Annotated in this window: 23 protein-coding genes, 1 tRNA gene and 2 riboswitches; of the genes, 15 read left to right on the top strand and 9 right to left on the bottom strand. The window is 60.9% G+C overall.

What is annotated here, in order from left to right; translation table 11 throughout:
- The first annotated feature begins 8 nt into the window (after positions 1–8).
- The 3 genes from DSM14862_RS01035 (at position 9) to DSM14862_RS01025 (ending at position 3,195) form a co-directional block, all read left to right on the top strand.
- On the top strand, positions 9–1,052 hold the full coding sequence (locus DSM14862_RS01035) for an ABC transporter substrate-binding protein (protein WP_007118541.1): 1,044 nt from the start codon (positions 9–11) through the stop codon (positions 1,050–1,052).
- A 61-nt stretch (positions 1,053–1,113) separates the two neighbouring features.
- Positions 1,114–2,343, top strand: coding sequence for an ABC transporter permease (locus DSM14862_RS01030; protein ID WP_007118540.1), 1,230 nt, complete (start codon positions 1,114–1,116; stop codon positions 2,341–2,343).
- Positions 2,344–2,346: 3 nt separating this feature from the next.
- Positions 2,347–3,195 (top strand): ABC transporter permease, encoded by an 849-nt coding sequence (locus tag DSM14862_RS01025; RefSeq protein ID WP_007118539.1) that lies wholly within the window; start codon positions 2,347–2,349, stop codon positions 3,193–3,195.
- A 59-nt stretch (positions 3,196–3,254) separates the two neighbouring features.
- On the opposite strand, the gene DSM14862_RS01020 is transcribed toward DSM14862_RS01025, so the two are convergent.
- Positions 3,255–3,330 (bottom strand) — tRNA-Lys (locus DSM14862_RS01020).
- Between the two features lie 104 nt (positions 3,331–3,434).
- On the opposite strand from DSM14862_RS01020, the gene dapF reads away from it, so the two are divergent.
- The gene (gene dapF / locus DSM14862_RS01015) at positions 3,435–4,268 is read left to right on the top strand and encodes a diaminopimelate epimerase (RefSeq protein WP_007118538.1); all 834 of its coding nucleotides are present in this window, start codon (positions 3,435–3,437) and stop codon (positions 4,266–4,268) included.
- On the top strand, positions 4,265–5,518 hold the full coding sequence (mtaB, locus tag DSM14862_RS01010) for a tRNA (N(6)-L-threonylcarbamoyladenosine(37)-C(2))-methylthiotransferase MtaB (RefSeq protein ID WP_007118537.1): 1,254 nt from the start codon (positions 4,265–4,267) through the stop codon (positions 5,516–5,518). Before dapF ends, mtaB begins: the two co-directional genes overlap by 4 nt.
- 336 nt (positions 5,519–5,854) lie before the next feature.
- On the opposite strand, the gene DSM14862_RS01005 is transcribed toward mtaB, so the two are convergent.
- The 5 genes from DSM14862_RS01005 to DSM14862_RS00985 form a co-directional block, all read right to left on the bottom strand.
- Positions 5,855–7,159: a cytochrome c1 gene (locus DSM14862_RS01005; protein ID WP_243254295.1), complete on the bottom strand. Its 1,305-nt coding sequence runs from the start codon at positions 7,157–7,159 to the stop codon at positions 5,855–5,857.
- Positions 7,160–7,170: 11 nt separating this feature from the next.
- Positions 7,171–8,514 (bottom strand): cytochrome b, encoded by a 1,344-nt coding sequence (gene petB, locus DSM14862_RS01000; RefSeq protein ID WP_007118535.1) that lies wholly within the window; start codon positions 8,512–8,514, stop codon positions 7,171–7,173.
- 15 nt (positions 8,515–8,529) lie between these two features.
- Entirely contained in the window at positions 8,530–9,090 is a 561-nt protein-coding gene (gene petA, locus DSM14862_RS00995) for a ubiquinol-cytochrome c reductase iron-sulfur subunit (protein ID WP_007118534.1), read from the bottom strand.
- A 190-nt stretch (positions 9,091–9,280) separates the two neighbouring features.
- Positions 9,281–9,889 carry a glutathione S-transferase gene (locus DSM14862_RS00990; protein ID WP_007118533.1) on the bottom strand — a complete coding sequence of 203 codons (609 nt, stop codon included), beginning with the start codon at positions 9,887–9,889 and terminating at the stop codon, positions 9,281–9,283.
- A gap of 60 nt (positions 9,890–9,949) precedes the next feature.
- Complete coding sequence (locus DSM14862_RS00985) at positions 9,950–10,564, bottom strand: FMN-binding negative transcriptional regulator (RefSeq protein ID WP_007118532.1); 615 nt, start codon at positions 10,562–10,564, stop codon at positions 9,950–9,952.
- A 58-nt stretch (positions 10,565–10,622) separates the two neighbouring features.
- Positions 10,623–10,763: riboswitch (FMN riboswitch) on the top strand.
- Positions 10,764–10,839: 76 nt separating this feature from the next.
- On the opposite strand from DSM14862_RS00985, the gene DSM14862_RS00980 reads away from it, so the two are divergent.
- Complete coding sequence (locus DSM14862_RS00980; protein ID WP_007118531.1) at positions 10,840–11,322, top strand: 6,7-dimethyl-8-ribityllumazine synthase; 483 nt, start codon at positions 10,840–10,842, stop codon at positions 11,320–11,322.
- On the opposite strand, the gene DSM14862_RS00975 is transcribed toward DSM14862_RS00980, so the two are convergent.
- The 3 genes from DSM14862_RS00975 to thiB are packed head-to-tail and all read right to left on the bottom strand — an operon-like array spanning position 11,319 to position 14,507.
- The gene (locus tag DSM14862_RS00975; RefSeq protein WP_007118530.1) at positions 11,319–12,011 is read right to left on the bottom strand and encodes a thiamine ABC transporter ATP-binding protein; all 693 of its coding nucleotides are present in this window, start codon (positions 12,009–12,011) and stop codon (positions 11,319–11,321) included. The genes DSM14862_RS00980 and DSM14862_RS00975 overlap by 4 nt on opposite strands.
- Entirely contained in the window at positions 11,998–13,554 is a 1,557-nt protein-coding gene (locus DSM14862_RS00970; RefSeq protein WP_007118529.1) for a thiamine/thiamine pyrophosphate ABC transporter permease ThiP, read from the bottom strand. Before DSM14862_RS00970 ends, DSM14862_RS00975 begins: the two co-directional genes overlap by 14 nt.
- The gene (gene thiB / locus DSM14862_RS00965) at positions 13,530–14,507 is read right to left on the bottom strand and encodes a thiamine ABC transporter substrate binding subunit (RefSeq protein WP_007118528.1); all 978 of its coding nucleotides are present in this window, start codon (positions 14,505–14,507) and stop codon (positions 13,530–13,532) included. Before thiB ends, DSM14862_RS00970 begins: the two co-directional genes overlap by 25 nt.
- A gap of 34 nt (positions 14,508–14,541) precedes the next feature.
- Positions 14,542–14,643: riboswitch (TPP riboswitch) on the bottom strand.
- Positions 14,644–14,735: 92 nt separating this feature from the next.
- On the opposite strand from thiB, the gene aroC reads away from it, so the two are divergent.
- The 9 genes from aroC (at position 14,736) to DSM14862_RS00920 (ending at position 22,926) form a co-directional block, all read left to right on the top strand.
- Entirely contained in the window at positions 14,736–15,845 is a 1,110-nt protein-coding gene (gene aroC / locus DSM14862_RS00960) for a chorismate synthase (protein ID WP_007118527.1), read from the top strand.
- Between the two features lie 24 nt (positions 15,846–15,869).
- A complete protein-coding gene (locus DSM14862_RS00955) occupies positions 15,870–16,808 on the top strand; it encodes a DMT family transporter (RefSeq protein WP_007118526.1) in 939 nt (312 codons plus the stop codon).
- A 70-nt stretch (positions 16,809–16,878) separates the two neighbouring features.
- A complete protein-coding gene (gene cobO / locus DSM14862_RS00950) occupies positions 16,879–17,484 on the top strand; it encodes a cob(I)yrinic acid a,c-diamide adenosyltransferase (RefSeq protein WP_007118525.1) in 606 nt (201 codons plus the stop codon).
- Between the two features lie 243 nt (positions 17,485–17,727).
- Positions 17,728–18,933 carry a 3-oxoadipyl-CoA thiolase gene (gene pcaF / locus DSM14862_RS00945; protein WP_007118524.1) on the top strand — a complete coding sequence of 402 codons (1,206 nt, stop codon included), beginning with the start codon at positions 17,728–17,730 and terminating at the stop codon, positions 18,931–18,933.
- Positions 18,934–18,961: 28 nt separating this feature from the next.
- Positions 18,962–19,954, top strand: a complete 993-nt coding sequence (gene paaA, locus DSM14862_RS00940) for a 1,2-phenylacetyl-CoA epoxidase subunit PaaA (RefSeq protein ID WP_007118523.1) — start codon at positions 18,962–18,964, stop codon at positions 19,952–19,954.
- Between the two features lie 252 nt (positions 19,955–20,206).
- Entirely contained in the window at positions 20,207–20,551 is a 345-nt protein-coding gene (paaB, locus tag DSM14862_RS00935) for a 1,2-phenylacetyl-CoA epoxidase subunit PaaB (protein WP_083804547.1), read from the top strand.
- A 35-nt stretch (positions 20,552–20,586) separates the two neighbouring features.
- Positions 20,587–21,309, top strand: coding sequence for a 1,2-phenylacetyl-CoA epoxidase subunit PaaC (gene paaC, locus DSM14862_RS00930; protein ID WP_040700407.1), 723 nt, complete (start codon positions 20,587–20,589; stop codon positions 21,307–21,309).
- Entirely contained in the window at positions 21,303–21,854 is a 552-nt protein-coding gene (gene paaD / locus DSM14862_RS00925) for a 1,2-phenylacetyl-CoA epoxidase subunit PaaD (protein ID WP_007118520.1), read from the top strand. Before paaC ends, paaD begins: the two co-directional genes overlap by 7 nt.
- 7 nt (positions 21,855–21,861) lie before the next feature.
- Entirely contained in the window at positions 21,862–22,926 is a 1,065-nt protein-coding gene (locus DSM14862_RS00920; RefSeq protein WP_007118519.1) for a 2Fe-2S iron-sulfur cluster-binding protein, read from the top strand.
- Positions 22,927–22,930 lie beyond the last annotated feature (4 nt).

The raw sequence follows: 22,930 nt of genomic DNA, 5'->3' as shown, positions 1-22,930 counted from the left end.
GAGACCCGATGAAGAAACATCTGACGTATCTGGCCACGACGGCGCTGCTTGCCAGCCCCGTTCTGGCCGAAGATTTGACGGTGACGTCCTTCGGCGGCGCTTATGGCGCGGCGCAGATGGAGCACATGATTGAGCCCTACATGAAAGAATCCGGCACCAACGTCCTGTTCGAAGACTACGGCGGCGGCGTGGCCGAGATGAAGGCGCAGGTCGAAGCCGGGAACATCCTGTGGGATGTGGTCGACATCGAAGTGATCGACCTCGAGCGCGCCTGCGCCGAAGGTTATCTGGAAGTGATCGACCAATCCGTCCTGCCCGATGGGGACGATGGTACCGCAGCGGCGGATGACTTCATCGAAGACGCGCTGGCCAATGAATGTGGCGTCGGCAACATCGTGTGGTCCGTCGTCTTTGCGGTGAACACCGAAAATGGCGAAGGCCCCAAGACCATCGCGGATTTCTTCGACACCGAAGCCTTCCCCGGCAAACGTGGTCTGCGCAAGCGTCCGCAGGTGAACATGGAATGGGCCCTGCTGGCTGACGGCGTGCCGAAGGAAGAAATCTATGAGGTGCTGGCCACCGAAGAAGGCCAAAAACGGGCCTTTGCCAAGCTCGACACCATCAAAGACGACATCACTTGGTATGACAGCTGGTCTCAGGCCCCCGTTCTGCTGAACGACGGCGGCGCCACCATGGTGCAATCCGCCAACGGTCGTATCTTTGCCGCGATCAAAGACGATGGCGCACCGTTCGAGATCGTCTGGGACAGCCATGTCTATGACCTTGATGTCTGGGCGATCATGAAGGGCACCAAGAAGAAAGACCTCGCGATGGAGTTCATCAAGTTCGCCACCGGCACCGTGCCGCTGTCGGGCATGCAGGACGTGGCCTATGGCCCCACCCGCAACTCCGCTCAGGCGCTGCTGCCGGATGAGGTCAAGCAAGACCTGCCCACAGCGCACCTTGATGAGGGCGTGAAGGCCGACGGTATCTTCTGGGCCGACTATGGCGAAAGCCTTGGCGAGAAGTTCAACGAATGGCTGCTGCAATAAGCATCCCTGCCCCGCGCCTTAATTGGCGCGGGGATTTCCCCCATTAAAGACGAGACCCAGTGTGCCCAGCCTGAACACCCAAGACGCCGCCAACGCCCGTCGCCAATTGCGCCGCCGCCGCACGCAGGCGTTTCTTTTCGTGGTCCCGCTGCTGGTCTTTATCCTTTTCGCCTTTGTGGCCCCGATCACCACGATGCTGTTCCGCAGTGTCTATAATCCCACTGTCGCCGAACTGGTGCCCGAAACGTTGGAGATGCTCGAAGACTGGGAAGGCGAGACCCTGCCCGAACCGGCTGTTGTGACGCAAATGGCCATCGACATGAAGCGCATGGCCAACAACCGTACCTCCGGCAAATTTGCCGACGAGATCAACCGCGCCCTGCCGGGCATGTCGAGCGTGATCAAATCTACCGCTCGCGGGTTGCGCCGCGTGGATGATGCTGAACTTGCCGCCAATGGCGCCGAGATGCTGCTGGCCGAGAATGACCGTTGGGCTAAACCCGTCACATGGCGCGCGATCCGCAGCGCCGGGCAAGTCTATACCTCAAGCTATTACCTCACCGCCGTCGATCTAGAATATGACGCCGAGGGTGAGATCATCATGCGCGATACACAGATCTACAAACAACTCTATGGCAAGACGCTGAAGATGGCGCTGATCATCACCGGACTGACCATGCTGCTGGGCTATCCGCTGGCCTTTTATATGTCGCAAGCCTCGCCGGCGATGGCGAACTTCCTCATGGTTTTTGTCCTGCTGCCATTCTGGACCTCCCTGCTGGTGCGTACCACCGCATGGATCGCTCTGCTGCAAGCGGGCGGCGTGGTGAACTCCACCCTGATCTGGGCCGGGTTGATCAATGAGCCGATTGAACTGCTCTACAACGAATTTTCCACCATCCTCGCCATGACCCACATCCTGCTGCCCTTCATGGTGCTGCCGCTCTATGCGGTGATGCGCGGGATTGATGCGAGCTTCATGCGTGCCGCAATCTCGATGGGCAGTAACCCGATTGGCGCGTGGTATAAAATCTATCTGCCGATGAGCCTGCCGGGCCTCTCGGCCGGGGCGCTTTTGGTCTTCATCATCTCTGTCGGCTATTACATCACGCCCGCGCTGGTCGGCGGCACCGATGGTCAGATGATTTCCAACATCATCGCCTTCCACATGCAGGTGTCCAACAATTGGGAACTGGCGGCGGCCTTGGGCTCGCTTCTGCTGATCCTGATCCTTGTCCTCTACTGGCTGTTCGACCGTTTCGTCGGCACCGACAACCTCAAGCTGGGATAGACTATGACCCGACTGCCCGCATACTACACGATCTGGCACAAAGCAGGCCACTACGGCCTGCGTATCATGGCCGCGCTGGTGCTGGTCTTCCTGATGCTGCCGATCCTTGTGATCATGCCACTGTCGTTCAACGCCGAGCCGTTCTTTACCTTTACACAAGGGATGCTCTCGCTCGATCCAGATGCATATTCGATGCGCTGGTATCAGGAGATTGTCGACGATCAAAAATGGCGCATTGCGATCCGCAACAGCTTCCTTGTGGGCATCGCTGCGGCCAGTATTGCGACAGTGCTCGGCACACTGGCGGCGGTTGGCCTGTCCTCGCCCTTCATGCCCTACAAACGCGTCATCACGGCGCTGCTGCTGTCGCCGATGATCGTGCCGCTGATCATCATCGCGGCGGGCATGTTCTTTTTCTACACCCAGTTCAACTTGGTCGGCACCTTCACGGGCCTCATCATCGCCCACGCCGCCCTTGGCGTGCCTTTTGTCATCATCACCGTGACCGCCACGCTCAGCGGCTTTGACCGGTCGCTCTTTATTGCAGGCCTCAGCCTTGGGGCCTCACCGCTCAAAGTGTTCTGGGACGTGGTGATACCGCTCATTCGCCCTGGCGTGATCTCGGGCGGGCTTTTCGCCTTTGTGACGTCCTTCGATGAGGTGGTGCTGGTGCTGTTCCTCGCCGGTCCCGAACAACGCACGATTCCCCGGCAAATGTTCTCGGGCCTGCGCGAACAAATCAACCCGACGATTCTCGCGGTGGCGACGCTGCTGGTGGTGCTGTCGGCGACGATGCTTTTCGTGCTCGAAGCGCTGCGGCGTCGTTCGGCACGGCTGCGCGGGCAGGAATAGGCGAAACCGCTTTCACGGCACCAAACACCTGATCTTCAACACTAAGAAGGGAGGGTGAGTGGTGAGCCGTGATGGGTTCGAACCATCGACCTACTGATTAAAAGTCAGTTGCTCTACCAACTGAGCTAACGGCCCACTAGGCGGGTAACTAGAAATTTGGGGCGGCAGGGTCAAGCCCTTAATCGCGAAAATATTGCGAGATGCTGGATTAGTTTTGATGCCGGGGTTATATGCGCCGAATGTATAGCGCTCAGACCCCCGGATTGCCCTTCATGAAGATGCATGGGCTAGGCAATGACTTCGTCGTGCTTGATGCACGCGCGGAGGCGATCAACGTGAGCCCCGCCATGGCGCAGGCGATCGGCCATCGGCAATTTGGTGTGGGTTTTGATCAGCTTGCGGTCATCACGCAGGGCGCGGGCGATGCGCAACTGACGTTTTACAATTCCGATGGTTCGCTCTCCGCCGCCTGTGGCAACGCCACGCGCTGCATCGCGCGATTCCTGATGGATGAGACGGGCCGCGATTCGCTGCACCTGACCACCGCGCGCGGCGATCTGGCGGCCAAGGACGCGGGCAACGGGCTAACCTCGGTCAATATGGGCCACCCGCAGCTAAAATGGGACGAAGTGCCGCTGGCGCGCGAGATGGACACGCTGCATCTGCCGATTGAGGGCGATCCTGTCGCCGCCGGCATGGGCAACCCGCATTGCACCTTCTTTGTTAAGGATGTCGAGGCTGTGGACCTCTCTGACATCGGCCCCCGCGCCGAGCATGATCCGCTGTTCCCTGAGCGCACCAATGTGCAGGTCGCGCAGATCGTTGGACCCAACCACATCCGCATGCGGGTCTGGGAACGCGGCGTGGGCGTGACGCTGGCTTCGGGTTCGTCGTCCTGCGCAACTGCCGTTGCTGCCGCGCGCCGGGGCCTCACAGGCCGCGCCGTACGCATCGACCTTGACGGCGGCACGCTGCATATCGATTGGCGAGACGACGGTGTCTGGATGACCGGACCTACAATGCACGTTTTCTCCGGCACCTTTACCGCAGATTTTCTGGAGAGCCTGACATGAGCGCCCCCGTTTTCAGCACCATGGGCTGCCGTCTGAATGCCTATGAGACCGAGGCGATGAAGGAACTGGCCGAGCAAGCCGGGTTGCAGAACGCCGTTGTCGTCAACACCTGCGCCGTCACCGCCGAAGCCGTCCGCAAAGCCCGCCAAGACATCCGCAAGCTGCGCAAGGCGCACCCAGAGGCGCGGTTGATTGTCACCGGCTGCGCGGCACAGACCGAGCCAGAAACCTTCAACGCCATGCCCGAGGTTGATGTCGTGATCGGCAACACCGAGAAGATGCAGGGCGCGACGTGGCAGGGCATGGCCGCTGATTTCATTGGTGAGACTGAGACGGTGCAAGTCGACGACATCATGTCGGTGACGGAAACCGCGGGCCATCTGATCGACGGGTTTGGCACCCGCAGCCGCGCCTATGTACAGGTCCAGAATGGCTGCGACCATCGCTGCACCTTCTGCATCATCCCCTATGGCCGTGGCAATTCGCGCTCGGTCCCTGCGGGCGTTGTGGTGGATCAGATCAAGCGGTTGGTCGATAAGGGCTTTAACGAAGTGGTGCTCACCGGGGTCGACCTGACCTCTTGGGGCGCGGACCTGCCTGCCACACCGAAACTGGGCGATCTGGTCATGCGCATCCTGCGGTTGGTGCCCGATCTGCCGCGCTTGCGGATTTCCTCGATCGACTCGATTGAGGTGGACGAGAACCTGATGCAGGCCATCGCCACCGAACCGCGCCTGATGCCGCATCTGCACCTGTCGTTGCAGCATGGCGACGATATGATTCTGAAGCGCATGAAGCGCCGCCACCTGCGCGATGATGCGATCCGCTTCGCCCAAGAGGCCCGCGCTCTGCGGCCTGACATGACCTTTGGCGCGGACATTATCGCCGGTTTCCCGACTGAAACCGAGGCGATGTTTGAAAACTCGATGAAGCTCGTCGAGGAATGCGACCTGACGTGGCTGCATGTCTTTCCCTATTCAGCACGCCCCGGCACGCCTGCCGCGCGAATGCCTGCGGTGAACGGTGCGGCAATCAAGGAACGGGCAGCCCGGCTGCGCGCGGCTGGGGAGCGGCAGGTGCAGCGTCATCTGGAGGCGCAGGCTGGGCAGATGCACGCTGTGCTGATGGAGAACCCCCATATGGGCCGTACGGCGCAGTTCACCGAAGTGACCTTTGCCGTGCCGCAGGTCGAAGGCGATATCGTGCAGACCAGAATCACCGGGATTTCAGGCACACAGTTGACCGCCTAGCAGCGGTTGAAGTGCAGCGCTAAGGGTATCGCCCTCCCTTGGGGGCGATGGCGCTTTTGCGGTACCCACACGGCCTGCCTTAGCTGCAACGATCCCGTATCGTAAGTCGCTTTGAAATCGCCCGCTGCATGTGTGCCACTGGGCCGGGCATCTGTTGTAGGCAAATCGTGACCGTAGCTGGGGGCATTGAGAGATATAGCCGCACAGCTTGTACCACTTGCACCCGCTGGACGCACTTTGAGCCGGGCACCAACCCGCAGCCATCAAGCCCACCAACGCGAAAGGGGCGCCGGTTTCCCGACGCCCCCTCATGCATTCTCTCAAGCCGTGGCCCGATTAGTCGTCCTTGCGGCGATTCTTGATCGGCGCCCAGAGCTTCTTGTTGGTCAGATAGAGCAGCACCGAGAGCAAGCCCAGCAGCGCGACACCCGCAAAACCGGCCTGCTTACGCGCGCCCAACTTAGGCTCGGCGGTCCACATCAGGAAGGCAGAGACATCCTCGGCCAAGTGCTGCACGTCATTGGCATGTTCATCTGCGAACTCGACCAGCTCATCCGACAGGGGCGGCGCCATGGCGATCCAACCACCGGGGAAGACGGTGTTTTCATAAAGAACGGTGCCCGCCTGCTCTTTCTCTTCGCCAGTATAACCGGTCAGCAGCGCGGTGATATACTCCGGCCCGCCAATCCCTTTGAGGAACTGGTTGATGCCCAAACCGTAAGGGCCATGGAACGCGGCGCGTTTCTTGGCCATCAGCGACAGGTCAGGTGCATTAGACAGGTTAGAGCCGGGGAAGTGATCGACCGGGGTGCCGGGACGGGTGTCGTCCAGCTCGGCGTCATAGATGTCATAGCCCTTGGCGTATTCGATCACCTGATCGTTGGGCATGTTCGGACCGGTTTCGTCCGACAATGTCCGCATCGCGACATATTCCAGACCGTGGCAGGCGGCGCAAACCTCGGTATAGATCTGCAGACCGCGCTGAAGCTGGTTTACGTCATAGCCGCCGAAGGGACCATCGAAGGAGAAATCGATGTTTTCGATATGCGGCGTGGCGTGGGAATCGTCACCGTGATCGTCGTCACCGGCATGATCGTCAGAGGCAGTTTCCTCGCCGTGGTCATCCGCTTCCATAACGCCCACTTCGGGGTCATCGCTATGCGCCTGACCGGCAACGTCATCTTCGGCAATGACATCGGCATCGGCGTTTTCTTCGGCAGTGGACTGCTCTTCACCAGTGGCTTCGGCTTCCTCGGCAGGTGCCTCTTCAACAGGCGCTTCCTCGGTTGCTTCTGCTTCAGCTGGCGCTTCCTCAGCCACAGGTTCCTCTGCAGGAGCCTCTTCTGTGGCGGCTTCCTCGGCAGGTGCTTCCTCAGCCGCAGGCTCCTCGGAAGGAGCGGGTGCGACTTCGGGTGCGTCGGCAGCTTCGTCAGCCGGGACTGCGTCGACTGTCGGCTCTTCAACCGGGGCTTCTTCTGCGGCTGGCGCTTCAGCCGGTGCAGTCTCGGCTTCGGCCTCCGGCGTTTCCGCCGGAGTTGTTAGCAGTTCTTCTTCTGTCGCTGTGTCTTGCGCCAGCACTGCCGTTCCCGGCAGGGCAAGGCCCAAAGATACCACGGCAGAAAGGAGGTTGGTCTTCATCATGGTCATGATCCTTATTTCGCCGGGTTCACAAGCGTCTTGGTGCCGCCAGCCTTGGGCGCGTAATGCGCGTCAAAGTCGGCTTCGATGGTCTCCGGCTGCGCCAGCGGCTTCTCGATCACACCCAAGAGAGGCAGGATCACGAGGAAGTAGGCGAACCAGTAGGCCGAAGCGATCAGTGAGAAGCTCGCGTAGGGCTCTTCCGCTGGCATCGCGCCCAGCCACATCAGGGCGAAGAAGTCGATCACCAGCAGGGCGAACCACCATTTGAACATCGGACGGTAACGGCCCGAACGTACAGAGGATGTGTCCAGCCAAGGCACCAGCGCCATAACCGCAATCGCACCAAACATCGCCAACACGCCGAAGAACTTGGCGTCGATGATGCCACCGGTCACGAAGGACGCGATTTGGACAACCCAAACTTCAGAAGTGAAGGCCCGCAGGATCGCGTAGAAGGGCAGGAAGTACCATTCCGGCACGATGTGCGCAGGCGTCGCCAGAGCGTTCGCTTCGATGTAGTTGTCCGGGTGGCCAAGGTAGTTCGGCATGAAGCCAACAACCGCGAAGAACAGCGTCAGGATCACCGCCAGCGCGAACAAGTCCTTGATCACGAAGTAGGGCCAGAACGGCAGCGTGTCTTTCTTGGCGTCTTCTTTGGAGGTGCGGCGCACTTCGACCCCGGTGGGGTTGTTGTTGCCAGTCGTGTGGAAGGCCCAGATGTGGAGAACCACAAGACCCGCAATCACAAACGGCAGCAGATAGTGCAACGAGAAGAAGCGGTTCAGCGTCGCGTTATCAACGGCAGGTCCACCCAGCAGGAAGGTCTGCAGACCTTCGCCGATGAACGGGATCGCGCCAAAGAGGCCGGTGATCACGGTCGCGCCCCAGAAGGACATCTGACCCCAAGGCAGAACGTAGCCCATGAAACCTGTGGCCATCATCAGCAGGTAGATCAACATGCCGATGATCCATGTGATCTCACGCGGGGCTTTATACGACCCGTAGTAAAGACCGCGGAAAATGTGGGCATAGACCGCGATGAAGAACAACGACGCGCCGTTCATATGCAGATAGCGGATCATATAGCCGCCGTTCACGTTGCGCATAATATGCTCAACCGACGAAAAGGCCATGTCGACATGCGGCGTGTAGTGCATCACCAAAACGATGCCGGTGATAATTTGCAGTGCCAGACAGAAAGTCAGCACGATGCCCCAGATCCACATCCAGTTCAGGTTCTTGGGCGTGGGGATCATCAATGTGTCGTACAAAAGGCCAACGATGGGAAGGCGGCGGTGCAGCCACTTTTCGCCGTTCGAATTCGGCTCGTAATGGTCGTGAGGAATTCCAGACATCTTTCTTCCGCTCCCTTAACCCAGTTTAATCGTGGACTCGTCCACGAATTCGGCGACAGGCACCGGCAAGTTGCGTGGGGCCGGCCCTTTACGGATGCGGCCTGCGGTGTCGTAGTGCGACCCGTGGCAGGGGCAGAACCAGCCGCCAAAGTCACCCGCATCACCCAAAGGCACACAGCCAAGGTGCGTACAAACGCCCATCTGAACCAGCCATTCGCCAGTTTCATCCAACGCGCGGTTCTCGTCCGTGGCAGGCACGTCGCCGCTGAGGTTCTCGTTCTGCGCGATCGGATCGGGCAGCGTCGATACATCGACGGCTTTCGCCTCTTCGATCTCGGCTTCGGTGCGGCGGCGAATGAACACCGGCTTGCCCAGCCACTTCACAGTCAGCTGCGTCCCGACTTCAACGCCGGACACATCCACACGGATGGACGACAGCGCCTTTACGTCGGCAGAGGGGTTCATCTGGTTGACCAGCGGCCAGACGGCGGCACCAACGGCGACGGCACCTGTACCGGCTGTCGCGTAATACAGGAAATCCCTCCGGGTGCCTGCGTGTTCTTCTGCTTGGGACACGGGTTTACTCCAATTCTTGGCCAAATTTGGCCGTCAGACATAGGGGTGGCGTCACCTTGCCACCTGACTTCTCGCCGCTATCTACCGGGATGGACCGCGCCCGTCCAGATGCCAAAGCCGCGCATCTTGGGTCAAGCCCGCCACAACGCGGCAAAAATACCGCGATTGTGGCAATATCATTACGGCGTGATTACTGCGGCGGCGCTGTATGCGTCATCGCGGGGCGCGAATCAAAATTGTCGAACCATGCCGCCAGATCAGGATTTCCAGCACGCCAATCCCGCGCGCCATGGCGAAAATCGACATAGCCCAATGCGCAGCCAAGGGCGATTTGCCCCATATCCAATGGCCCCGCCAGATGCGCGACCCATCTTGCGTTCAACGTCGTGCAGGCGCGGGCAACCTTGCACCACTGAGCCTCGACCCACTCTGACATGCGCTTTTCGTCGGGGCGCAGTTTGCCTTCGTAGACCATCGCCAAAGCGGCATCGAGCATGCCATCCGCCGTGGCTTCCAGCGTCAATGTGTCCCACCTTGCGACCCCGCTGGGGTAAAGCTTGCCGCCCGCGCGGTCGTCCAGATACGCGCAGATCACCCGGCTGTCATAGAGCGTGCAGCCATCGGCCCGCTCCAATGCAGGCACCTTGGTAAGAGGGTTCTTTTCGACAAGGCCCGTGGCAGGTGCCAGCGGCGTGCCCGAGGTCGGCTCCAGTGTGACATCGTCGAGTTGGCCAGTTTCATGCAGCAACACCATGACCTTGCGGACATAGGGTGAGGTTGGAGAATAGAATAGTTTCACGTGAAGTCCCCCCTTGGTTGGCCGCACTATTCAACGCCGCACGGTCAGACGCAACGGCGATCACACGCCGCGCATCAATGCAGCCATCACCGCCGGCTCCGTGCCAAACCCATGCGCTGCCATCTGATCCGCTGCCGCCAGACGCACGGCGTCATCCTTGTTCTGGCCCAGCTTCCATGTGCCGTCGATCCCGGTGACACGGATCTGACAAGGCACGATCATGCGCAGCATCTTGCCCCGCGCTTCGGGCGTCATCTTGTCCATTTTCCATGGGGTCTTGGGCGCCAGCCGCGCCTCATAGACCGCCGATTGCTGCGCCAGTAGGTCGGGCAGTTCCTCTGCCGGGCGCATCTCGAGCACTCCCGTCAGGTGCACGGCGACGTAGTTCCATGTCGGCACCTGATCTTCGATCCCGTACCAATCAGGCGAGACATAGCTGTCGGCCCCAGTGACCGCCAAACGCACCGGTTGCGGGGTCTTCAGCGCCCGCGCGATGGGGTTTGAGCGCACCAGGTGCAGTTCCGCCAGATCCCCGGCATCGTTCAGAATGAAAGGCACATGTGCCATCAACGGCCCGTCGTCGGCGTTCATCGCCAGCACGCCAAAGCCAACGTCACGGGCGAAACTCAGATTCCGGTCACGGGATTCATCGCGGTAGATCGGATTGGGATGCATGGCGGCTCCTGCACGTTTCTTTTGGTATTGCAGAGCCTTCCCCAACTTGGCAACCTGACATCATTCTCAGGGCGGGGCGAAATTCCCCACCGGCGGTAAGCGGTCCTCCGCAAGCCCGCGAGCGGCCTCTTTGGAGGTGTCAGCAGATCTGGTGCGATTCCAGAGCCGACGGTCACAGTCCGGATGGAAGAGAATGCGAACACAGGCGCGGCTTTGGCCCGGTCTGTGCGCGTGATCGCCTTGGGTGGACGTGTCTGAACCTAAAGGAGATCACAATGACACAAGAACGTTCCGCCCGTTTCGCCTTTGTGCGTGCAAGCTGGCATGCGGATATCGTTGACCGCGCCTATGACGGATTTACCGAAATCATTGATGCCACGCAGGTAGACAGCTTTGCCGTTCCCGGCGCGTTTGAACTGCCGCTTATGGCGCAGCGTTTGGCCAAGACGGGGCGCTATGACGCCGTAATCTGCGCGGCCTTTGTGGTGGATGGCGGCATCTACCGCCATGACTTCGTGGCGCAGACCGTGGTCGATGGGCTGATGCGCGTGGGGTTGGATTGCGACCTGCCGGTGCTGTCGGTCTCGCTGACCCCGCATCATTATCAGGAAACTGAACACCACAATGCCATCTACCGCGATCACTTCGTGACCAAAGGGCGCGAGGCGGCTCAGGCCGCGCTTGGCATGACGCAAGCACTAGACACGTTTTCTTCAAAAGAAAACGTCCCGGAAATTTCAAAAATTTCCGCCGCTTAACCCAGATAGGCGCGCAGGGCCGGGGGCGGGTTGTCCAAAAGCTCCGCCGCCGGCCCCGGCGCATGGGCACGACCGCCTTCAACAAAGATCACCTCATCCGCGATGCGCCGCACGTCATCGGGCGCATGGGTCACCATGATCAGCCCCGCCCCGGTCTCGCGGGCGAGGTCTTGGACCAGATCTAGCATCTCAACCCTCAGCGCCGGGCCGAGGGCGGCAAAGGGTTCATCCAACAGCACCCAAGGCCGCGCCTGCACCAGCACCCGCGCCAGCGCCACGCGGCTTTGCTGTCCGCCTGACAATGCGCCCGGGCGTTTGGCGGCATGGTCGCTCAGCCCCACTCGCGCGAGGGCGGCATCGATCCGCACTTGATCCGCCGCCTTCAACCGCAGGTCGGGGCGCAGACCAAGGCCTACATTCTGCCGCACAGTGAGATGGGGAAACAGATTATTATCCTGAAACAGCATCGTCATGCCGCGCTGGCCCGGATGCTGGTCGGTGATGTCCGCGCCATCCCGCAACAACCGCCCTGCCGCCACAGGCACAAAGCCACAGATCGCCGCAAGCAAGGTCGACTTGCCCGAACCAGAGGGGCCGATTACCGCGTAGCTGCGCCCCTGCGCGAGCGTCATATCGGCAGAGAGGCTAAAGTCGCCCCGCTCAATGCGCATCTCTTCAAGCGTCAGCATGCCAGCGCCCCCATTTGTCGCAGATGAAAAACACCGCCAGCGCCAAGATCAACAGCAGCAGCGCCGCGCCCGCAGCGGCCTCCATCCGGTAAGCCCCCATCAGACGGTACATCTGCAAGGGCAGCGTCGCACGGTCTTGATCCGCGAACAGCGCGATGACGCCGAGGTCACCCACCGACAACGCCCCCGTCAACCCGGCAGCAAAGCCCAGTTGCGGACGCAAGCGCGGCAGGACCAGCAGACGCCACAGCGTCCAGCCACCCATGCCGAGGGTCTGCGTCAGCGGGCCAAAATCCTGCAACGTCTCGCGAAGGCGCGGCACCAGGATACGCAGCACGAAGGGCAGCGCCATCAGCGCGTTCACCAAGGCCGTGACCGGCAAGCTCAGCCGTGCGGGATCCAGCACTGGGTTGATCATGATGAACCATCCCGTGCCGATCATCAGCGGTGAGGCGGCGAGGCCCATCAAGCCAATCGCCTCCACCCCGCCGCGCCGCCGGGTGGCGATCCACCCCGCCATCGGCAGGGCCAACACGGCAAGCACCAGCACACTTAGGCCCGCTACCAGAATGCTGTTCAGCGCGGCCTGCCAAACCGAGGGTGGCAGCTGCCCTACCCCCGCCAAACCACGCAGCACCACGGCCCCCAGTGGCAGCAGCAAAAACAGCGCGGCAAGCATAATCACGGTGATGTCGAGCAACCGCTGTCCTCCGCCCAGCGCATCCCACCGGCGCAGAGGGCGGTCCAACCCGCCGCCCAAGCTGATCGGCGGGATCAGCCAAAGTGCCGCGACCGCCGCTGCGCCAGCCAACGCGAGCTGCACCACCGATAAAAGCGCGGCGCGGCCCAGATCAAAATCAAACCGAAACGCCTGATAGATCGCCAGTTCGATCGTCGTCGCACGAGGTCCGCCGCCCAGCGTCAACGCCACGGCAAAACTCGTCAGGCAAATCACGAAAATCAGCGCCGCCACCCCAGGTAACACCTGCCGCAGCATCGGCCACTCTAGCGCCAGAAACACCGCACGGGGCGTCATCTGCAGCTGCCCGGCCAGCCGAAACCGCTCGGACGGGATGCTCTGCCAGCCTTGCAGCAAAAGCCGGGTCGCCAGCGGAAGATTAAAGAAAACATGCGCCAGAACCACGCCATGCAGCCCGTAGATCGACACGGGCGGGAGGCCAAGCGCCCCACCAAATTGGTTCAGCAGGCCCGAGCGGCCAAAGACCGTCAGCAACCCCAACACCGCAACGATGACTGGCAGAATAAAGGGCGCGCCGAGCAGCGTAATCAACGCCCCACGCCCCCAAAACCGCCGCCGTGCCAAGGCGCGGGCGACCGGTACCGCGAGCAGCACAGACAGCACCGCCGACCACACCGCCTGCGTGACAGTAAAACGCACCGCCGCCCAGTCCGCCGCGCCGAGCCCTGCCGCCACATCGGCCGCCATGAAAACGGCGACCAAGGCGGCAAGGATCAGGCCCGCGACCAGAACGGCGGCGAAAAGCCCCGTCTTGCTGCTTAGCGCGACAGCGCGGTCAGCCATTCGTTCAAGGCCTCTTCACGGAGCGCGGGTACATCGGCATTGGGCACCAACAGCGCCTTGCCGGGTTGGATCATCCCTTTGAACCCTTCGGGCAGACCACCCTCAGGCGTTACGGCAGGATACATCCAGTTGGTCGTCGGCAGCACCGATTGCGCCGCGTTGGACACGAGGTACTGCAGGAACTGATCCGCCAGTTCGGGCTGATCTGATCCCGCGAGCTTTCCCGCCACTTCGATCTGCATGTAGTGGCCTTCGTCAAAGAGGGCGGCAGTTTTGCTGTCATCCTCTTCCGCGATCAGGTGATAGGCGGGCGAGGTCGTGTAGCTCAGCACCATGTCGGCTTCGCCTTCGAGGAACAGACCGTAAGCTTCGGACCAGCCTTTGGTGACCGTCACGATATTATCCGCCAGCCCTGCCCAGACCTCGGGGGCCTCATCGCCATAGGCCGCTTTGACCCACATCAACAGACCCAGACCGGGGGTCGATGAACGGGGGTCTTGGATCACGATCTTCAAATCACTCTCGGCGAGCGCTTTGAAATCTGCAGGAGCGTCAAGATCGGTGCCATGAACAAAGGCGAAGTAGCCCCAGTCATAGGGGACGAAGACTTTATCTTCCCAAGCGATCGGCAGGTCATATTCTGCCTGCAACTCGCTCGGCGCGAAAAGCTCAGTCTCCTTCGCTGCCGCGACAAGGCTGGTGTCGAGCCCCAGCACGATATCCGCGTCAGAGCGGGCGCCCTCAAGCTTAAGCCGCGCCAGAAGTGCCGCGCCATCGCCCATGCCGACGAATTTCAAATCGCAGCCGCACTGCGCCTCAAAACCCTCTTCGATGGCCGGGCCGGGGCCCCATTCGGTGACGAAACTGTCGTAGGTATAGACTGTCAATTCAGGCGTTTCCGCCCATGCAGCCGATGCGCCCAAGACGCCCGCAGCAAGTGTAAGATACTTCATTGCATCCTCCTTTTGCGGCGAAAGGTAAAAGGTGGATGTCTGTCCGGACCTTCCCTCCGCCGGTGTTAACCGGTTCAGGTTCAACGGGTCCGCACAACACGTACATCTCAGCCCAAAGGCCCCCCGAGGTAGCGTCAGGGGTAGATCGGACCTGTACAATTGGCAAGGCAAATCCCCTTGAGGCAGGGCGCTGCCCCGGCTAAGGGTTTGACAACAGGAGGTCCGCCCATGTCGATCAACAGCTTTGGCCATCTTTACCGGGTCACCACATGGGGCGAGAGCCACGGGCCCGCCCTTGGCGCCACGATTGATGGCTGCCCCCCCGGTGTGCCGATTGACGAAGCAATGATCCAGCAGTGGTTGGACAAGCGCAAACCCGGCCAGAACAAATACACCACCCAGCGGCGCGAGGCCGATGAGGTGCGGATACTCTCGGGCACCTTCGAAGGGGTGACCACAGGCACGCCGATCCAGCTGATGATCGAGAACACAGATCAACGCTCCAAAGACTACGGCGACATCAAGGACAAGTTCCGCCCCGGCCACGCCGACATCACCTATTTCCAAAAATACGGCATCCGCGACTATCGCGGTGGTGGCCGTTCCTCGGCGCGCGAAACGGCGGCGCGGGTGGCGGCGGGTGGCTTGGCGCGCGAGGCGATCAAGGCACTGGCCCCGAACCTACAAATCACCGGCTATATGGTGCAGATGGGCCCTCATAAAATCGACCGCGAAGCGTTCGACTGGGATCAGATCGACCAGAACCCCTTTTGGGTGCCCGACGCCAAGGCGGCAGGCGACTGGGCCGATTACCTCGACGGGCTGCGCAAATCGGGCAGCAGCGTGGGTGCGATCATCGAATTGACTGCGCGCGGCGTGCCTGCGGGGCTCGGCGCACCGGTCTATGGCAAGCTCGACACCGATCTGGCCGCCGCGATGATGAGCATCAATGCCGTCAAAGGCGTGGAGATCGGCGAGGGCATGTCAGCCGCGATGCTGACGGGCGAGTTGAACGCGGATGAGATCACCATGGGGCCGGAGGGGCCGGAGTATTCCTCTAACCACGCGGGCGGTATCTTGGGCGGTATCAGCACCGGACAGGACGTGGTCGTGCGTTTTGCGGTCAAACCGACCTCCAGCATCCTGACCACGCGGCGCACCATCACCAAACAGGGCGAAGAGACCGAGATCATCACCAAGGGCCGCCATGACCCCTGCGTCGGTATCCGCGCCGTGCCGGTGGGCGAGGCGATGATGGCCTGCGTGGTGCTAGATCACCTGCTGCTACATCGCGGGCAGATCGGCACCAACCGCGGACGGATCGGCCCCGAAGCATAGGGGTGCAGGCATGAGGACCAGAGTATGAAAGTCGATGATTTCTCCGCCCGCCCTGCCCTTGGCGTCGGACTGAAGATCACGGCGATCCTGCTCTTTACCTGCATGTCGGCAATCATCAAATCGCTGGCCGACGACGTCCCGGCGGGTGAGTCGGTCTTCTTCCGCTCCTTCTTTGCCATTCCGGTGATCCTGATTTGGTTGGCGCAACGCGGCAAACTGAAAAGCGGGCTCAAGACCAAGAACGCGATGGGCCATGTCTGGCGCGGGCTGTTTGGCACCACGGCGATGGGGCTGACCTTTACCGGCCTTGGCCTGCTGCCCCTGCCCGAGGTCACCGCCATCGGTTTCGCCACGCCGATCTTTACTGTGATCCTTGCCGCCGTGCTGCTGGGCGAGCAAATCCGTCTGATCCGCGTGACCGCCGTGGCCATCGGGCTGGTGGGCGTGATGATCATCCTCTGGCCGCGTTTCAGCAATATTGGCACGATGGAGCAGACGGCCACCATTGGCGCACTGTTGATCCTGATGGCGACGATGGTGCGCAGCCTTGTGCAGATCCACATTCGTCAATTGGTGCAGAACGAAGACACCGCCGCGATCGTGTTCTACTTCTCCTGCACCGCGTCTTTGCTGGCGCTTTGCACCCTGCCCTTTGGCTGGGTATTGCCCGATCTGCAGACTTTCGGCCTGCTGGTGCTTGCCGGGTTGATCGGCGGGGTGGCGCAAATTCTCATCACCTCGGCCTATCGTTTTGGCTCGGCTTCAATGCTGGCACCCTATGACTATACCTCGATGCTTTTTGCCATCGTGCTGGGCTATGTCTTCTTTGCCGAACTGCCGACGATGATGATGCTGGCAGGCGCAGCCCTAGTGATCAGCGCGGGCGCACTGGTGATTTGGCGAGAGCGGCAATTGGGGATGGAGCGTGGCAAGGCGCGGTCTGTCACCGATCCCAAAGCGTGATTCATTGCGGGCTTTCGCCTGACCAATCCTCTGCCTATGGTGCCCCGAAACCGGATAGAGGAGATGACCGATGAGCGACGCGGATCCGCAAGACCACAAGGAAAAGATGCAGCAGCGTCAGGCCGAGCAACGCGCCAAGGTGGCTGAATTGCAAGACCCGGAAAAGGGTCTGGTGCTGGTCCATACCGGGCCGGGCAAGGGCAAATCCTCCTCTGCTTTCGGCGTTGTCGTACGCGCGCTTGGCTGGAAACAGCGCGTGGGTGTGGTGCAGTTCATCAAGGGCAAATGGAAGACCGGCGAACGGCTGTTCTTTGAACAGCTTGATGAGGTGACATGGCACACGATGGGCGAAGGTTTCACCTGGGACACGCAAGACCGCAACCGTGACATTGCCGCCGCCGAAGCCGCATTCGGCAAAGCGCGCGAAATGATGGCGAGCGGCGAATATGACCTTGTGGTGATGGACGAAATCAACATCGCCATCCGCTATGAATACCTCAAGATCGAAGACGTCATCGCCGGACTTGAGAGCCGCGACAAGCGCACCGCCGTGGTTTTGACTGGCCGCGATGCCCGGCCCGAGCTTTGCGACTATGCCGATCTGGTGACCGAGATGTCAGAGGTTAAACACCCGTTCAAAGCAGGCATCAAAGCGCAGCGCGGTGTGGACTACTAAGCCCCCTAGCTTTGCTTCTTTAAAGGTACCAAAGGCCGTCCTTCCGCAAGGGCGGCCTTTTTCAATTCTATCGCAATGCATCATCTCATCCCCGCACCATGCGGCGCGGGCTCTGAGCCACAGCATGCCCCTCTGCCCGGTGACGTGTTACCGAAATCTAATCCACAGACACATTCCGTAACATTTAGATTGAAACGAATCGCCGCGATGTGTAGATTGCAGGGCAACAACAGGAGTACCCCCATGCAGGCATTCATCTGCGACGCGCAGCGCACCCCCATTGGCCGTTACGGCGGTGCCCTCTCTTCGGTTCGCGCCGATGATCTGGCCGCAATCCCGCTGAAAGCGCTGATGGAGCGGAACCCGTCGGTGGATTGGGCGCGTGTCGATGATGTCATCATGGGTTGTGCCAACCAAGCGGGCGAAGACAACCGCAACGTCGCGCGCATGGCCGCACTTCTGGCCGGTCTGCCTGTCGATGTACCGGGCGCCACGATCAACCGGCTCTGCGCCAGCGGCATGGATGCCGTGGGTGCCGCCGCCCGTGCGATCCGCGCTGGTGACATGGATCTCGCCATTGCTGGCGGGATTGAGAGCATGTCCCGCGCGCCCTTCGTGATGCCCAAGGCCGAAACCGCCTTTTCGCGCAGCAATGCGGTCTATGACACCACCATCGGCTGGCGCTTTGTGAACCCTAAGATGAAGGCGCAGTTCGGCGTGGATTCCATGCCCGAAACCGCTGACAACGTCGCCGCCGACCATGATGTGTCGCGCGAAGATCAAGACGCTTTCGCCGCCCGCAGCCAGCAACGCTGGGCCGAGGCGGATGAAAAGGGCATCTTTGCCGAGGAAATTACCCCCGTCACGATCCCGCAGCGCAAAGGCGATGATGTGATAGTCGACCGCGACGAACACCCCCGCCCCGGCACCTCGCCCGATAAACTCGCCAAGCTGCGCGGCATCAATGGCGCTGACCTGACTGTAACTGCTGGCAACGCCTCCGGCGTGAATGATGGCGCGGCGGCGATGTTGCTCGCCTCGGAAGCAGGCGTAAAAGACCACGGCCTCACCCCCATCGCCCGCGTCGTCGCTATGTCCGCCGCAGGTGTCGAGCCCCGCGTCATGGGCATCGGCCCGATCCCCGCCGTGCGCAAGGTGTTGGACCGCGCCGGGCTGACCATCGAGCAGATGGACGTGATCGAACTCAATGAGGCTTTCGCGAGCCAAGGCCTCGCCACCCTGCGCGCCTTGGGCGTGGCAGACGATGCGCCCCATGTGAATGCCAACGGCGGCGCCATCGCCATCGGCCACCCCTTGGGCATGTCCGGCGCGCGTTTGGTGATGACGGCGGCGCTGCAACTCAAGCGGACGGGTGGCAAATACGCGCTATGTACAATGTGTGTGGGCGTGGGACAGGGCGTCGCCCTGATCCTCGAAAACGCAGGCTGAGACTTCTTTCCGAGAAAGGAACAGAACGATGTATGCACAGATGATCAAATCCACCGGCAAGGGCATCAAGTCCCTTGACGAGATGGAGCCCGAAGAGCGCGCCTTTCAGGAGCGCATCGACGCGGGCGGCAAGATCGAACCCAAAGACTGGATGCCCGACGGGTACCGCAAAAACCTGATCCGTCAGATCGGCCAACACGCGCATAGCGAAATCGTCGGCCAGCTGCCCGAGGGCAACTGGATCACCCGCGCGCCCACGCTGGAGCGCAAGGCGATCCTGCTGGCCAAGGTGCAAGACGAGGCGGGCCACGGTCTCTACCTCTACTGCGCGGCCGAGACACTGGGCGTCACCCGCGACCAAATGACCCGCGACCTGCTGTCAGGCAAGATGAAGTACTCCTCGATCTTCAACTATCCGACCCTAACATGGGCCGATATGGGCGCTGTCGGCTGGCTGGTCGATGGGGCCGCGATCATGAACCAAGTGCCGCTGCAACGGACCTCTTACGGACCTTACGCCCGCGCCATGGTGCGTATCTGCAAGGAAGAGAGCTTCCACCAGCGCCAGGGCTTCGACATCATGATGAAGATGGCCAACGGCACAGAAGCGCAGCGCAAAATGGCCCAAGACGCGCTGAACCGTTTCTGGTTCCCGGCGCTGATGATGTTTGGCCCCTCGGACAAGGACTCGGTCCATTCCGCGCAGTCGATGGCATGGAAGATCAAGATGAACACCAACGATGAGCTGCGCCAAAAGTTCGTCGATGAGACGGTGCCGCAGGCGGAATACCTCGGCCTGACCATCCCCGACGAGACCCTCAAGTTCAACGAGGACACCGGCCATTACGACTTTACCGAGCCGGATTGGGAAGAGTTCTTTCAGGTGCTCAAGGGCAATGGCCCCTGCAACACCGAACGGCTGGCGGCGCGCAACAAGGCATGGGACGAAGGCCGTTGGGTGCGCGAAGGGCTTCTGGCCCACGCCGAGAAAAAGCGCAGCAGAAAAATGGCAGCGGAGTAAGCAACATGAGCAGCGGTGATAAGATAATGTATAGCTGTGATGTCTGTGGTTCTCGCCATCAGATGGGTCCAGGCCGGTACGATGGAAAGTTTATCCCGGCCTACAAAATGCAGGTCTGTATGCCTTGTTTTAAGATGAACTGGGATGGTTGGGCTCCGATCCACGAACCCAAAGTCATTACACATCTCAATGAGAAAAATATCCCTATTCCAGCTCGAAATGCAGCTGGTTGGCTTCCAAGAGGAATGTGAAATGAGCAGCCCTGAATCCAGTGAATACGACGGCACCGAAGCAGCACCGCACGGCAAGGCACGGTCCACCGAATGGCCCCTGTGGGAGGTCTTCATCCGCGGCCAGCACGGGCTAAGCCACCGCCACGTTGGCAGCCTGCATGCAGCAGACGCGGAGATGGCGATCAAGAACGCCCGCGATGTCTATACCCGCCGCAACGAAGGCGTGAGCATCTGGGCGGTCGAGGCCAGCGCCATCGCGGCTTCCTCGCCTGAGGAAAAAGGCGCGCTTTATGAGCCCGCCAACGACAAGGTCTACCGCCACCCGACCTTTTTCGACATTCCCGACGAAGTGGGGGCGATGTGAGCACGGTTAATCCCAAGTTCGAATTCCTCTGCCGCATGGGCGACAACGCCTTGGTGCTGGGCCATCGCGTCTCTGAATGGTGCGGCGTGGCGCCGGTGCTGGAGGAAGACATCGCGCTCGCCAATGTGGCGCTTGATTTGATCGGCCAGACGCAGCTTTGGCTGGGCCTTGCTGGCGAAGTCGAAGGTGAGGGGCGTGACGCCGACAAGCTCGCCTTTCACCGCGACGTTTGGGATTTCCGCAATGTGCTGCTGGCGGAGCAGCCCAACGGCGATTTCGGCCAGACCATGATGCGGCAGTTCTTGTTTGACGCGTGGCATCTGGCGCAACTGACCGCGCTGGTCGATTCCAGCGACAAGGAGATCGCCGCGATTGCCGAGAAATCCGCCAAGGAAGTGACCTACCACCTCGAGCGCTCCTCTGACACGGTGATTGGCCTTGGCGACGGGACAGAGGAAAGCCACCGCCGGATGCAAGCGGCGCTTGATCTGCTTTGGCCCTATGTCGGCGAGATGTTTCTTGGTGATGACGTCGACGCGGCGATGGTTGAGGCGGGCATCGCGCCCGAACCAGAAAGCCTGCGCGCCGGCTATGACCAGTTGGTCGGCGACACGCTGGCGGCCGCGACACTCAGCAAGCCCGAAGATGACTTTGCCCATCGGGGCGGGAAAAGTGGCGCGCGGCACAGCGAACATCTGGGCCATATGCTGACCCAAATGCAGTGGTTGCAGCGCGCCTACCCGGATGCCTCATGGTAAGATCCGCCCCCAGCACCCGGCCCGCCCCCGCGCCGGTGCCCGGGGTGGTCCGCGACAGGTCGCCGCGCGGCCCTGTCCGCGGCGGCAAAAAGCCCAGTTTAGAGACTGTTTGGGCGTGGCTATCCGCCATTCCCGACCCGGAAATCCCGGCCATCTCACTAACCGATCTGGGCATCATCCGTGATGTGCAGTGGCAGGATCAGACGCTGGTCGTAACCATCACGCCGACCTATTCCGGCTGTCCCGCCACCAGCATTATCAACCTTGATATCGAAATGGCCCTGCGCGACCACGGCATCGAGAACCTGTCCCTGCAACGGCAGCTCTCCCCGCCTTGGACCACCGACTGGATGACCGATACCGGCCGCGCCAAGCTGGAAGCCTACGGTATCGCGCCACCCCGCCCCGCCGGCGGCCCGCAGCATTGCCCGCATTGCAAAAGCCAAGCGGTGGAGCGGATCAGCCAGTTCGGCTCGACCCCCTGCAAGGCGCAATGGCGGTGCCAAGACTGCCTTGAACCCTTTGACTATTTCAAATGTATCTGAGGCCCCAATGAGCCAGTTTCACCCCCTGTTAGTGACTGATATTCACCACACCATCCGCGATGCGGTGGTGCTGACGCTGAAGCCAGAAAACCCTGACGCATTCGCCTTTACCCAAGGCCAGTACCTGACCTTCAAGCAGGATTTCGACGGCACCGAATTGCGGCGCAACTATTCGATTTGCGCGGGGCTGGATGATGGCGAATTGAAAGTCGGCATCAAACGCGTCGATGGCGGGGCGTTTTCGACCTATGCCAATACCGAGTTGAAGGTCGGCGACACGCTGCACGCCATGCCGCCGCAGGGCAAGTTCTTCACCGAGATTGAGCCGGAGGTGGCCAAAAACTACCTCGGTTTTGCGGGTGGCTCAGGCATCACTCCGGTACTGTCGATCCTCAAAACGGTGCTGAAACGCGAGCCTAATTCGACCTTCACGCTGGTCTATGCCAACCGCGCCGTGAACACGATCATGTTCCGCGAGGAGCTTGAGGACCTCAAGAACCACTACATGGGTCGGCTGACGATCATCCATATCCTCGAATCCGGGCAGGATATGGAGTTGTTCGAAGGCCGCGTCGATCAGGCTAAATGCGACGCGCTGTTCAAACATTGGATCCAGATCGACAATATCGACACCGCCTTTATCTGCGGGCCAGAGCCGATGATGCTGGCGATTGCTGAGGCGCTGAAGACCAACGGTCTCGGCGACGATCAGATCAAATTCGAACTCTTCAGCGAAAGCCAGCAGGGCCGTCTGGCCAAACAGGAAATGGCCAAGCGCAGCGAAGGCCAAAGCGGCACCGAAGTCACCGTCATCATCGACGGCGCACGGCGCAGCTTTACCATGCAGAAGGGCCAGTCCGTGCTCGAAGCCGCACTGGAGAACGGGCAGGAAGCGCCGTTTGCCTGCAAGGCCGGGGTCTGCTCGACCTGCATGGGCAAGGTGCTCGACGGTGAGGTTGAAATGCTCTCGAACCATGCGCTTGAGGACTATGAGGTCGAGCGCGGCTATGTGCTGACCTGCCAGAGCTACCCGCTCAGCGACACGCTCACCATCGACTACGACACGCATTAAAGGA

The organism is Sulfitobacter indolifex, from assembly GCF_022788655.1.
Classification (GTDB): Bacteria; Pseudomonadota; Alphaproteobacteria; order Rhodobacterales; family Rhodobacteraceae; genus Sulfitobacter; species Sulfitobacter indolifex.
Note: the sequence above shows the minus strand (reverse complement) of the source record. Positions and strands in the feature narration are given on the sequence as shown.

Excerpts from the sequence above, each read along its gene's own strand:
- DSM14862_RS01035 (WP_007118541.1), top strand. The coding sequence starts at position 9 with ATGAAGAAACATCTGACGTATCTGGCCACGACGGCGCTGCTTGCCAGC.
- DSM14862_RS01025 (WP_007118539.1), top strand. The coding sequence starts at position 2,347 with ATGACCCGACTGCCCGCATACTACACGATCTGGCACAAAGCAGGCCAC.
- dapF (WP_007118538.1), top strand. The coding sequence starts at position 3,435 with ATGTATAGCGCTCAGACCCCCGGATTGCCCTTCATGAAGATGCATGGG.
- mtaB (WP_007118537.1), top strand. The coding sequence starts at position 4,265 with ATGAGCGCCCCCGTTTTCAGCACCATGGGCTGCCGTCTGAATGCCTAT.
- DSM14862_RS01005 (WP_243254295.1), bottom strand. The coding sequence starts at position 7,159 with ATGATGAAGACCAACCTCCTTTCTGCCGTGGTATCTTTGGGCCTTGCC.
- petB (WP_007118535.1), bottom strand. The coding sequence starts at position 8,514 with ATGTCTGGAATTCCTCACGACCATTACGAGCCGAATTCGAACGGCGAA.
- DSM14862_RS00985 (WP_007118532.1), bottom strand. The coding sequence starts at position 10,564 with ATGCATCCCAATCCGATCTACCGCGATGAATCCCGTGACCGGAATCTG.
- DSM14862_RS00980 (WP_007118531.1), top strand. The coding sequence starts at position 10,840 with ATGACACAAGAACGTTCCGCCCGTTTCGCCTTTGTGCGTGCAAGCTGG.
- DSM14862_RS00975 (WP_007118530.1), bottom strand. The coding sequence starts at position 12,011 with ATGCTGACGCTTGAAGAGATGCGCATTGAGCGGGGCGACTTTAGCCTC.
- DSM14862_RS00970 (WP_007118529.1), bottom strand. The coding sequence starts at position 13,554 with ATGGCTGACCGCGCTGTCGCGCTAAGCAGCAAGACGGGGCTTTTCGCC.
- thiB (WP_007118528.1), bottom strand. The coding sequence starts at position 14,507 with ATGAAGTATCTTACACTTGCTGCGGGCGTCTTGGGCGCATCGGCTGCA.
- aroC (WP_007118527.1), top strand. The coding sequence starts at position 14,736 with ATGTCGATCAACAGCTTTGGCCATCTTTACCGGGTCACCACATGGGGC.
- DSM14862_RS00955 (WP_007118526.1), top strand. The coding sequence starts at position 15,870 with ATGAAAGTCGATGATTTCTCCGCCCGCCCTGCCCTTGGCGTCGGACTG.
- cobO (WP_007118525.1), top strand. The coding sequence starts at position 16,879 with ATGAGCGACGCGGATCCGCAAGACCACAAGGAAAAGATGCAGCAGCGT.
- pcaF (WP_007118524.1), top strand. The coding sequence starts at position 17,728 with ATGCAGGCATTCATCTGCGACGCGCAGCGCACCCCCATTGGCCGTTAC.
- paaA (WP_007118523.1), top strand. The coding sequence starts at position 18,962 with ATGTATGCACAGATGATCAAATCCACCGGCAAGGGCATCAAGTCCCTT.
- paaB (WP_083804547.1), top strand. The coding sequence starts at position 20,207 with ATGAGCAGCCCTGAATCCAGTGAATACGACGGCACCGAAGCAGCACCG.
- paaC (WP_040700407.1), top strand. The coding sequence starts at position 20,587 with ATGGGCGACAACGCCTTGGTGCTGGGCCATCGCGTCTCTGAATGGTGC.
- paaD (WP_007118520.1), top strand. The coding sequence starts at position 21,303 with ATGGTAAGATCCGCCCCCAGCACCCGGCCCGCCCCCGCGCCGGTGCCC.
- DSM14862_RS00920 (WP_007118519.1), top strand. The coding sequence starts at position 21,862 with ATGAGCCAGTTTCACCCCCTGTTAGTGACTGATATTCACCACACCATC.